Here is an 11971-nt window from a genome sequence, read left to right as displayed (position 1 = left end):
CTCAGAAGACAGACCGCATTTAGCGGAAGTTTTTCTTGCGATATAGAATTTCATCAGCGTAGCTAGATAACTTATAAATTCTATATCTATAACAAAAGCCCCGCGGCTTCGGAATATGCCGAATGCTTCGGGGCCTATGTAACTGCCGATTACTGGCAGTAGCGATTGAATGCGTCGGTCAAATCCGCCGCGATTTCTTCTGCAGAACGATTCTCCACTTGATGGCGCTCGATAAAGTGCACCAATTCCCCGTCCTTCAGCAGAGCAATCGATGGGGAAGATGGAGGATACGGAGCAAAATACTCACGGGCTTTAGCCGTTGCTTCCTTATCCTGTCCGGCGAACACAGTAAACAAATGATCCGGCTTCACCTGGTTCTCGAGCGCTTTGGCTACACCAGGACGCGCTTGCCCTGCTGCGCAGCCGCATACGGAGTTTACAACGATCAGCGTTGTGCCTTTCGCTGCTGGAAGCACTTCCTCCACCTCTTCTGGTGTCGTCAGTTCCTTAATTCCCAGGCTGGTCAGCTCATCCCGCATCGGTTGAACCATATCGCGCATATATCGGTCAAAAGACATACCCATAACTGCTTCACTCCTTATATAAACAAGATTGTTCGAATTATAACAGCTCATCGATATCTATATTATACAATCCTAAAGAGTGAAAGCAAGAAAATACAAAACGAGCAGCATCACAAAATAGGATACCGCCCGTCTTTTATTGTTCCATTCGTGTAAACTAGGTAGCAGGATAGTTTACCCCATCTTTTTTCTTGTCCACGATGGGCTCGCCACGGCGATCTTTGTTTTCACGCTCCTGCTGCTCCTGTTGTTTGGAATCATTTTTACTCATCCGAATCCCTCCTTTACCCTGAGCTCTGCCTTATGATGCGTAATTATCAGCCTGTTTATTCGGAAGCGGCAGCGCTCTGGGATTCCGGTAAGCTTTGCTGGTACGAGTGCACAGGAAAGGAAATAATGAAAACCGTTCCCTCGCCTAGCTGCGACTTCACATCAATGGTCCCGTGATGACGCTGTACAATGCTCATGCACAGGGCGAGTCCTAGCCCCGTTCCCTTACTCTTCGTCGTAAAAAAAGGTTCAAACAAGCGCTCCAGCTCATTCTCGGAGATGCCGATTCCCGTATCCGCAACATAAAGCTGGGCCTGATCCCCATCGAGCCGGGTTTCGATCGTCAACGTCCCCTTGTCGTCCATCGCCTCCATCCCATTTCGGCACAGATTCAGAATCAGCTGTTTCATCTCCTTGGCATTCAGGTACAGGCGGGGAATCCCATTTCCGAGTTTCAGGTCAATGCTCTGTCCGCGCAAATTCGCGTCGGCCCACAAGAGCGGGCTGAGCTCATGGATAATGTCATGCAGGTGACACTCTTCCTTCTCTGCAACCCGGTTCTGGGCGAGGGATAAAAAATCGCTGATGATACCGTTGGCCCGATCGAGCTCCTCCATGACGATCCGGTAATAATGGTCCAGCGTATCCGGACTCTTCTCCTGCATCAGCTGCAAGAATCCGCGGACGACAGCCATCGGGTTGCGAATCTCATGGGTAATGCTTGCCGCCATTTGGCCAACCAAACTTAAACGTTCTACTTTAATGAATTCCGTCCGAAGTCTCTCCAGCTCCGTAATGTCTTCCATAATACCTACCGCACCCAAGATGTCGCCGTTCCCATTATGTATAAGCGGATAGATGCCTGTGGAATATACCCGGGTAGCGCTTCGCATAATCTCGCCGGTGCTTTCGATTCCGTCCATAGCTCTCTGAAACCGGCTGCGCAGATGTTCCTTTTGAATCATGCCGTCCAATAAGTCAAATAAGGGTCTGCCGATGACATCCTTGGTTGTCAGATTAGGAAACACGTTGCGAAAGCTGCGGATAAGCGGTTGATTAAATGCGATGATATTGCCGTTTCGATCCACCGCGACCATCCCTAAAGGAATCATCTCCATCATTTTCGTTAAAGATGACCACTCTCTGTTCTTCACATCGTATTGGCCAGCGCCCAGGCGCTCACATGTTAATTCGATCCAGTATACAATCATTCCTGAATAAAAAATGCCGATCAGCATATACAGAATGGTCACCAATATCGTATCCGGATTCAGATCATTATTCTTAACCTTTCCTTCAATCGCGTGGGAGGCTACAATAATCAGCATAGCCGGAATAAGCGCGCTCCACAGCCAACAAATTTTTTCGGTCATGGAGCCTTTCTTGAAATTAGAGGTAATCCAGGGTAATAGCGAATACCCCAGAATGAGCATATTCAGAATGAGGCCGATCGTTGACCAACCGTTAATCAGCCCTTGGCTTGTGATATACATAGCTGCAAGAAAAAGCCCTGAACGACGACCTCCATATAATATGCCTAGAAACAACGGGATTACACCAAGGTTGATCGGTACGTAATAATCGTTCATGGCCGAGATCAAAATGCATAATATGGTGCTAATCCCGCTTGCTATGACAATATGTTCGCGAAATCGAAGCAGATCATCCGGATGCTTCTTGTTCAGCCACTTTAGATGTCTGTCGAGGAGAAGCGGCAGATGAAAGATGAGTGTACCAGACAGCAAAACTTGCAGCAAGATATCTTTCCATAGGCTCAGCACAGTGATCGATCACCTCAATTGGACGACGCATCTAATATTTCTGATTAAAGCATAGGCGACATCATATTACAATATCTTGTAATTTCTCTTTCGAAGTCTGGGGAAACTCCATCCTATGTCCTATTCATGGGGTTTGGGATAATTCGCAAAAATCCTATATAATAAGATTCATCTATTAATTGATATACCCCCAAAGGAGCTATGAGCAAACATGCTTGATTATGATATTATTGTCATCGGCGGCGGACCTTCCGGATTAATGTCCTGCGTGGCTGCAGGGGAAAGAGGAGCTTCCGTTCTGCTGATCGACAAAGGAGATAAACTTGGCCGTAAACTTGGCATATCGGGCGGCGGAAGATGCAATGTGACGAATGCCAAAGAACAGGATGAATTGATTGCCAACATCCCGGGAAACGGCCGTTTTTTATATAGTGCTTTTCAGCATTGGAACAACAAGGATATCATGTCTTTTTTCGAGGGCCTTGGTATCCGCCTCAAAGAAGAAGACAACGGGCGCATGTTTCCTGTGACGGATAAAGCCTCCAGCGTCGTGAATGCCTTGATTGGCAAAGTGAAGGAGCTCGGTACCGACATTCGGACAAACAGTCCGGTGAAGAGAGTTCTCTATGAGAACGGCCGGACGGCCGGGGTAGAACTTAAATCCGGGGAAGCGATCAAGTCATCCTGCGTGATCATTGCAACCGGCGGGCAGTCTGTGCCGCAAACCGGTTCCACGGGGGACGGCTATCCATGGGCTGAAGCGGCAGGCCATACCATCACGGAGCTGTATCCAACTGAAGTGCCTATCGTCTCCACCGAGCCGTTTATTGCCTCTAAAGAGCTGCAAGGCCTTTCACTGCGGGATGTCGAGCTGTCCGTCTGGAATCCGAAAGGAAAAAAAGTGATTGCCCACCGGGGAGACATGCTGTTCACCCATTTCGGGGTGTCCGGTCCGATCGCGCTGCGCTGCAGTCAGTTCATCCGCCAGGTACAGCGGAAGTTTGATATCGTGAATGTGGACATGGCCATCGATCTGTTCCCCGATCGCTCCCAAGCAGAGCTTGAGGCCGAACTCAAAGGGCGGCTGGAGGATGAGCCGAGGAAGAGCATCAAAAACGTGCTTAAAGGCGTGCTGCCGGAACGAATGATCCCCCTGCTGCTATCCAAGTCGTCCATCGATTGCGATATGATCTGCAGCGGAATATCCAAAACAGCACTGACAACCTTTGCCTCCATTCTAAAAAAGTTCACGTTCCGCGCTTCGGGCACCCGTTCGCTGAAGGAGGCCTTCGTGACAGGCGGCGGCGTCAGCCTCAAGGAAATCCAGCCCAAAAGCATGGAATCCAAGCTGATGCCCGGCCTCTTCTTCTGCGGTGAAATTCTGGATATTCACGGATACACCGGCGGTTACAATATTACGGCTGCCTTTGCGACCGGTTATACGGCAGGCAAGCATGCAGCCGAAGCCGCAGCGATAAACAAATCATAAGAAAAACGTCTATCGACGTACTTTCACAGATGACAGACCGCAGTTAAAGGAAGTTTTTCTTGCGATATCAGGAAGTCACAAGCTTCGAAGTTTATACTTCTGATATCTACAAGAAAAACGTCTATCGACGTACTTTCACAGATGACAGACCGCAGTTAGAGGAAGTTTTTCTTGCGATATCAGGAAGCTACAAGCTTCGAAGTTTATACTTTCTGATATCTTAAATAAAGCGCGCTGGTATGCCCATTCATTGGAGCAATCCAGCGCGCTTTTTGTTATTCTTGCGGGTGTCTCTCTTCCTTGTAGACCGGCCAAGACATGAGCGATGGCGCGATCATGACAGCCAGCACAGTCAGTGCAAGTACGGCGATCCATCCCATCGTCCCTTGTAAAAGCGTTAGTCCAGCCACGAGCGAATAAAGAAAGGCGGGGAGAGCGAGCAAGGTTCGGACCGCGAGGACACCGGCCGAACGATGCTGCTGATTCGTAAACGGGAGCACCTGCATAAACTCCGCCTTGGCGAACACCGCCCACCTTGTATTCAGCCAATACGACATCATCAATACCAGAGCAAGATATACAATGATTTTGATGATCGGCGGTGGCAGCCAGACGGCCGGAATGCCGACCAGCGTAATCTGAATGTACAATAACAAGCTCTCAGGGTGGCGCAGAATCGCCTTTAACCCCGCATCGGCCAGCCTCTTCTCCGGCGTACCTTTGAACAATCGGCCGGACTTGCGCATAAACCAGGTTTTACTTCGTACACTTGGAGGTTTGCCGACGGCTTGAACCAACAGCTTCTCCGTCAACTGGACCCTTGTCTTTGCATCCTCACGCGCATCTGCGATGAAGGTCCCTTGCATGGCAAGCCGCTTACGGCTAAGAAGAAATAGCAACAGGAGCAGAATCAAGGCAGCTGCCCACAATACAACATAGAACTCAAGCCAAAATGTAACAAGCAGCGCTAGCAGTCCGAATGAGAGCCAGCGTACGAGATAAGTCATTACATGTTTCCGCCAGCCTTTATAGCTGGAACGAATCATAGCGGTTGATAGATTCGCGCACCAGGCGCATACAGCCGTAATCACCAGCAAGGTCAACAAGGCAATGCCGGTTATCTCATGTTCCCTGACCAGGATTGGCAGCACAAGCACGGTAACGACCAATCCCTTGATCGCTGAGACCGTATGGCTGTACGCCATGCCTCTGATCATTAACCCCTTCATCCAGCCCCGCTGCTGGCGAAGAAACAACACGTCAGCCTCTTCCAGGAACAGCAGCACTCTGCCGGAGAACATAAAGAGCAGGATGCCTGCCACCGCCTGCAGCGGGAAGAATTGTGCCCATCCGGGGAGCGGGCTCGTCCATAACTCGCGGTAGAGCCCGCCTCCCAGGAGCAGACCCGGAACAATGATGTACAGCATCACAATCCAGTCGACCACAGTTGCCAGATTATCGCGTTGATTCTTCCAATGAGCGGTCACCCTTCGCCAAAAGAGGGCGCCAGGATGGCTGAAATGATAGGAGCGATCCATGTCCATCACCTCCCTCATGTCAGCACATCGAAGCAATCAAACAATGATGCGCCGGGAAGATCAGCGGCCTGTTGGATTTGATCCAACGTGCCCTCCGAGGCAATCCGCCCTCCGGATATGAGCACAAAGCGATCGCAAATTTTCTCTGCGGTATCCAGCACGTGGGTGGACATCAATACGCCGGCTCCTCGACTTCTCTCCTCAAGCAGCAAATTCAAGAAATCTCGGGTGGCGCGGGGGTCCAACCCAATAAACGGTTCATCTACAATATAAACGTCCGGCTTGGAGAGAAAGCCGATCATCAGCATCATCTTCTGCTTCATTCCTTTGGAGAAGCCTCCCGGCAGTTCATTGCGCACGGACTCCATTCCAAACTGACGGAGAAGCTGATCGGCCTGTGCCTCGAAATGTTCATCATCCATTCCAAATGCGGCAGCTGCCAAATCCAGATGCTCCCATAGCGTCAAATCCTCGTAAAACACGGGCTGCTCGGGAACGTAAGCATATCGGGGAGGATTGCCCGCAATATAGACGTCGGCTTTACTATCCTTAAGCAGCCCCAGCACCGTCTTTATGGTTGTGCTTTTTCCGGCTCCATTCGGCCCGATCAAACCCAGCAGCTCGCCGGGCACCACTTGAAACGATATATCCCGTATGCGCGGGCGGCCTGGTTCGTAACCCGCCTGCTGAATATCCACTTTCAGCACCGGCTCGGGCTCAAGTCCATTCTCTTGAATCTTATGCATCCTAACACCCCATCCGTTAATCCTATTCTCAGTATTACGCAGATGGACAGCAATTCGTTGCATTTAGCGAAACATTCTTTCATTATATCGTAGAAGTTTCAGGGACCATGAGGCCTTCGCTCCTTGCGGCAAAAGCCTCATCCTTCCGTTCGATTCTGCGTTTGCACAACAGCAGCGCGGCACCCACTGCAGCAGTTCCAAGCCCTGCAACGATATAAGTCGGCACAGGTCCCATGCCTGTTACAAGCGCGCCGCCGAGCGTAGGTCCTATGATCACAGCACCGCTTGTAAGGCTGTTGACCGTCCCGAATACGCGGCTTGTCATATGCTCAGGGGTCCTCTTCATCAGCAGCATCTGGAACGGAACAAGCACAAAGCCTCCGCCTGCACCCGCCAAAAAGAAGGAACCGAACAAAACTACGCTTTGCAGCAGATGCGGCATTTCGATCACGACCACTACGGCACATACGGCAAATACCAAACCTGCCGCGGCAGAGCCTACGCCCATCTTGGCAAGCGTGCTCCAGCTCAGCTTGCGGACAAACATGGCTGCGATCAACGTGCCCAAGCCGCTGGCCGAAATACAGTAGCCAAGCAGATCATCCGATACGTCGGGGATCAGCCGGAACAAGGTTACGATCTGGGAATCGGCCATCTGCAGCACCAGCATGACTGCGCATATCGTAACGACGCCGCCCAGCAGCAGCGGCATGCCATAGATCAGCTGCAGCCCTTCCCCGATCTCCTTGAAGAAGGATTTTTTCTGTGTGTCATGCCCACTTCGCGCTTCATTTGGCGACTCACCGATCAGTCCTTTCTGCTTAAGCAGCTTCCGACCCGGAACGCCAAGCAAAAACAGCGCCGATACGATGAAAGCCCCGGCATCGATGATAAAGCATAACTGAATGCCGAATAACGCCATCAATAGTCCGCCCAAGGAAGGCCCGATGATTTTGGACATCTGCTCGATCGATGAACTGATCGTCACCGCCTGATCGATGTGCTTCGGGTCTACGATCTCTTTGATCTTGCCGCTCTTGGCAGGAGAGAACAGGACATCCATCAAGCCTTTAACGATCAGCAGTATATAAATTTGTATTAGATTGCCTGCAAACAAAACCCCAATCAAGATAAAAGCTCTGACCACGTCCGATATCACCATGATTTTTTTGCGGTCATACTTGTCACCGATCCATCCTGCCACAGGGCCGCCAATCAAGACGGGAATGGCCATGCACAATGTCATCGCCGCTATTTCCCAAGGCGCGGCCTGCCATTTTAATCCGACAAGCGTTAAGAGCGCGATGATATACAGCCACTCTCCCATGTTGGACACCAGCTGGGAGCCCATCAATAGCATATAGTTCCGATTGCGCAGCAGCGGTTGAAGTCCCTCTGATTCCACGATTTGTGCTTGATTCATGTTCCCCACCCTTTTCATCCCATTTGAATAATTTCATTATAGAATCGGTGTTCAGAGGGCGTATCGGGCTGGAGGTGTAGCTGATATCGAGCCGCAGGATGAAAATGTTTCGGCCGCATTGTGACAAATCACATGTTGAATTTATTCATTTCAGCGTAATCTTAGATTTGAAGTAATTCAGGACATGAGTCCATATCAAAGGCGGGAGAATGTATGAAGGTGTCACATGAATGCGATACACAGCTTGCTATGCACCTGTATCGGGTGTTTGCCAAGTCATTCAAGAGCGTCAACGAGCATGTCGTGAATGGAAGTAAAATCGAAGGCTTTAATCCAACTTCTTTTGCCGTAATGGAAGTACTGTTCTATAAAGGCCGCCAGCCCATCCAGCAGATCGGGGCACAGCTGCTCCTGCAGAGCGGAAACGTAACCTATGTGGTTGATAAGCTCGTCGAAAAAGGATATGTGCGCCGCAAACCCTGTCCCGAGGACAGAAGAGTGATTTACGCCGAGCTGACCCCGCCCGGAGAACAATTGATGCAGAAGCTTTACCCCCTGCATGAACGTCACATCCAGCATGCCCTCGGTGGATTGGATGAGGAAGAAAAGCACCAACTGATTGGACTTCTTAGTAAAATGGGAAAACATGCGGAACAGGTGCAAATCGTACGCCAGCAAGGCTGAAAAAGCAAAGAGAAGAACCCTCCTCCTTCTCGGAATTCAGGGTTCTTCTTATTGAATGTACTGGTTAGAAACGCTCAGTCTTTAAAGCCTTCCAAGGCTATGGTCGGCTTCCCGTCCGCCTGCCAGGCCCCCTTGTTGTATCCCGCATTGTATCCCGGCGTTGCTTCAGGCTCCCAGTAGAACACGCCCAGCCCCGTACCTCCCGCTAAACCTCGCACCTTGGTCTTGATGCTCTGAATAAAGCCCTTGGCTGCCGCCGGCTGATTGTAATCCATGCCGATTTCGCTAATCATGATGCTTTTACCAAACCTGGACGTCATGTCTTTGGCATTGGCTATCGTCTGATCGACCTTCGATGACCAATCGCTTACTTCCGGGTACAGCGACATACCGATAATATCAAAGTTCGCGCCGTTGCTGATCAAGCCGCCAATGTTCCACTTGAACAATTCATTATCGTAGCCATTGGATAAATGGACAATCGTCTTGGTAGAACCGCTGACAGACTTCACCGCATTATGCCCCGTATTAACGAGCCATGCGTAGTTCTTCATGTTCACCGAAGCTTTGCCGTCCTCCCACAGCATCCCGTTGTTGGTTTCGTTGCCGACCTGCACCCAATCCGGAGTAACGCCCTTGTTCTTCACGGTGTTCATCACATAGACGGTATGGGAATAGACCGCATCCATCAGCTGCTGAAAGGTGAAATTACGCCAGGCATACGGCTTGTTCTGCTGCCCCGGGTCCGCCCAGGAATCGCTGTAATGCAGCGTAAGCATAATGCTCATGCCTTTGTTCTTGGCACGCTGAGCCAGCTCGGCCGCCTTTTCCGCATTCAGATAGCCGTTCATATAATCATTCATATTGGGATTGACCCAGACCCGAATCCTTGCGGAATTGATCTGGTAATCGTTCTTCAGAATGTCCAGAATATCGCGCTGAGCCCCGTTCTTGTCCTTCCACTTATACCCCTGAGCTTCCATACCGGGGACCCAGCTGATGTCAGCCCCTTTTACAAAAGCAGGCACCGCCTCGGCGGAGCCGTTACCCGAAAAGCCAAACGATAACGCAAGCATCGACACGCAAAGAAACATCTTGAACCAAACTCCTTTCACAACTCCAGTCATCATGATACCTCCTTTGTCATTTCTTCACTGCGCAAGTGACACCCTTATTGTAAGCGTTACCCAAATGAAGCCACAGGGCATAATGCCAACATTTCCGGTCCTTTTCCAAGCAAAATAAAAATGTGCAAAAGAAGGTTTTCTTGTGATCTCAGGAAGGTCCCTGCTTCGAAGTTTATACTTCCTGAAAAAAAACAGGTGCCAGCATGGCACCTGCCCTTATATGAGGATATGTCTGGCGGACTAACGGATTCATTTACATGCTTACGTTACGCGTGATAACCTTCACGCAATAAGGTTCCAGCTCAAGATCCGTATCCACAGCTTCGCCCGAGATAAAATCGTTGTACCGGGTTCCGTCCAGCGTGACCCGCTTCGCTTCGCCAGAGAAGTTCATTACAAAAATGTAGTCCGACTCACCATCCGTACGAATGGATGAGCTTACGCCCGAAGGCAGCTCCACCGGCAGCGCCCGGCGCACGCCTGTCTGTTCAACAAGCTTCCTGTAAAAATCGGAATGAAAAGGCTCCCTGTTCCGGGAGGCGATATAATAGGCTCGGCCCTTCCCGAGCTGATTGACCGTCAATGCTGGCCGCCCCGCGTAGAAATCGGACCGGTAAACGGCCAGTGCCTCCGCCGTCTCCAGATGAATGAGGTCGCACAGCTCAACGGCTTCATAAGCCTCGGCCAGGCCAAGCCCACCTCCGTCATTCGTTACGATCCCATTGACATCGTGATCATGGAGAGCATCGATTTCCTCCGACCATACGCCGAGCGTCTTACGGAGGGGACCCGGAAATCCACCGAGGAAGCAAAGGTCAAACTCATCGACGATTCCCGACCAATACGTTGCAACAAACGTGCCGCCCGCTTCCACAAATTGTTGAATCCGCTCGCCCACGCCTGGGCGCACCATGTACAGCATGGGTGCGACCAAAAGTTTATATTTGGAGAAATCCTGCTCCATATCGATGACATCGATCGGGACTCCCTGCTTCCATAAAGCCCGGTAATGCTCTTGTACAGTCTCCTCATACTTGACTCCCTTGTTCCGCGGACCTTGCGCATCATTGATGGCCCAACGGTTCTCCCAGTCAAAAATGACGGCCGCTTCCGCCGGAATGCCCGTTCCTACAACGGCGTCCATCTTCTTGAGATAGTCCCCTACCTCAGCCACATCGCTGAACACCCGGGTGCGTTCATGACCGACATGATCAACGACGGCGCCATGCAGCTTCTCACTCGATCCCCTGCTCTTGCGCCATTGAAAATACTGCACCGTATCCGAACCATGGGCAACGGCTTGCATGGAGGACAGCAAATGCATACCCGGACGCTTCAGCTTGCTCACCGGCTGCCAGTTCGTCAGACTTGGCGTGCTCTCCATCAGCATCCAGGGCTTTCCGCCTTTGATCGAGCGGATGATATCATGCATCATGGCAACGCGGGCCGCCTGCACGGCTTCATCCCCGCCCTGATCATGCCAGGTCGGATAGCTGTCCCAGGACACCACGTCCAGCAGATCGGCAAACTTCCAGTAATTCAGTCCTTCAAAATATTCCATCAGGTTGGTCGTAATGGGAAGGGATGGATTGACCCTGCGGAGGGGTTCCGTTTCGTGCCGGATGAAATCCGCCGTCTGATCGGTTACAAACCGTCTCCAATCCAGGTTCATTCCGTGGACCTGCGTCTCCCCGTGTGGTGCCGGAGATTCAACCTGGCTCCAATTCGTAATCGTATGGCTCCAGAATGCGGTCCACCAGGCATGATTCAGCTCATCCAGCGTGGCGTACTTCGCCTGCAGCCAAGACCGGAATGCGTCCTGACAGTAGTCGCAATGGCAATCGCCGCCAAACTCATTCGAAATATGCCAGCCGATGACGGCTGGATGGTTGCCGTACCGCTCCGCAAGCTTCCTGTTGATCGTATGGACCTTCTCCCGATAGACCGGCGAAGTATAACAATGATTATGCCGGAAACCGTGCAGGTTACGGACGCGCTTCTCGCTCACGCGCAGCACCTCGGGATACTTCTCCGACATCCAGGCCGGTCTTGCGCCGCTTGGCGTAGCCAGAAAGGCATAGATTCCATTGGCGGCAAAACGGTCCAATACGGCGTCAAGCCAATCAAACGTAAATACCCCTTCCTCGGGCTCCAATGAAACCCATGAAAATATGCCGACGGACATCACGTTGCAATTCGCCAGCTTCATCAGCCGGATATCCTCTTCGAGCACTTCGGGATAACGGAGCCATTGCTCCGGATTATAATCGGCGCCATGCAGCATGTGCGGAACGCGCTGGCTAATCGGATTAAACGTTCGTTTCATAGT

9 protein-coding genes are annotated in these 11971 nt (G+C 51.1%); 2 read left to right on the top strand and 7 right to left on the bottom strand.

All coding sequences use genetic code 11. The features are described from left to right. Positions 1-149: 149 nt before the first annotated feature. On the bottom strand, positions 150-584 hold the full coding sequence (locus PLA01S_RS25970) for a BrxA/BrxB family bacilliredoxin (protein ID WP_127594670.1): 435 nt from the start codon (positions 582-584) through the stop codon (positions 150-152). 326 nt (positions 585-910) lie between these two features. Then, on the bottom strand, positions 911-2635 hold the full coding sequence (locus PLA01S_RS25965) for a two-component system sensor histidine kinase NtrB (RefSeq protein ID WP_127594669.1): 1725 nt from the start codon (positions 2633-2635) through the stop codon (positions 911-913). 211 nt (positions 2636-2846) lie between these two features. Between PLA01S_RS25965 and PLA01S_RS25960 the strand changes: the two genes are divergently transcribed. Next, the gene (locus tag PLA01S_RS25960; RefSeq protein WP_127594668.1) at positions 2847-4124 is read left to right on the top strand and encodes a BaiN/RdsA family NAD(P)/FAD-dependent oxidoreductase; all 1278 of its coding nucleotides are present in this window, start codon (positions 2847-2849) and stop codon (positions 4122-4124) included. Positions 4125-4399: 275 nt separating this feature from the next. On the opposite strand, the gene PLA01S_RS25955 is transcribed toward PLA01S_RS25960, so the two are convergent. The 3 genes from PLA01S_RS25955 to PLA01S_RS25945 form a co-directional block, all read right to left on the bottom strand. Then, a complete protein-coding gene (locus tag PLA01S_RS25955) occupies positions 4400-5662 on the bottom strand; it encodes an ABC transporter permease (RefSeq protein ID WP_127594667.1) in 1263 nt (420 codons plus the stop codon). Positions 5663-5676: 14 nt separating this feature from the next. Next, the gene (locus tag PLA01S_RS25950) at positions 5677-6408 is read right to left on the bottom strand and encodes an ABC transporter ATP-binding protein (protein ID WP_127594666.1); all 732 of its coding nucleotides are present in this window, start codon (positions 6406-6408) and stop codon (positions 5677-5679) included. Between the two features lie 82 nt (positions 6409-6490). Continuing rightward, positions 6491-7831 carry an MFS transporter gene (locus PLA01S_RS25945; protein ID WP_127594665.1) on the bottom strand — a complete coding sequence of 447 codons (1341 nt, stop codon included), beginning with the start codon at positions 7829-7831 and terminating at the stop codon, positions 6491-6493. A 213-nt stretch (positions 7832-8044) separates the two neighbouring features. On the opposite strand from PLA01S_RS25945, the gene PLA01S_RS25940 reads away from it, so the two are divergent. Continuing rightward, positions 8045-8515: a MarR family winged helix-turn-helix transcriptional regulator gene (locus tag PLA01S_RS25940; protein ID WP_127594664.1), complete on the top strand. Its 471-nt coding sequence runs from the start codon at positions 8045-8047 to the stop codon at positions 8513-8515. A 74-nt stretch (positions 8516-8589) separates the two neighbouring features. On the opposite strand, the gene PLA01S_RS25935 is transcribed toward PLA01S_RS25940, so the two are convergent. Next, positions 8590-9609 carry a glycoside hydrolase family 53 protein gene (locus PLA01S_RS25935; protein WP_371860459.1) on the bottom strand — a complete coding sequence of 340 codons (1020 nt, stop codon included), beginning with the start codon at positions 9607-9609 and terminating at the stop codon, positions 8590-8592. A 286-nt stretch (positions 9610-9895) separates the two neighbouring features. Continuing rightward, on the bottom strand, positions 9896-11968 hold the full coding sequence (locus tag PLA01S_RS25930) for a beta-galactosidase (protein WP_127594663.1): 2073 nt from the start codon (positions 11966-11968) through the stop codon (positions 9896-9898). Positions 11969-11971: the final 3 nt, after the last annotated feature.

Source organism: Paenibacillus lautus NBRC 15380 (genome assembly GCF_004000945.1).
GTDB lineage: Bacteria > Bacillota > Bacilli > Paenibacillales > Paenibacillaceae > Paenibacillus_AQ > Paenibacillus_AQ lautus.
The sequence above is the reverse complement of the archived record's forward strand: the minus strand, read 5'-3'. Positions and strand labels throughout refer to the sequence as shown.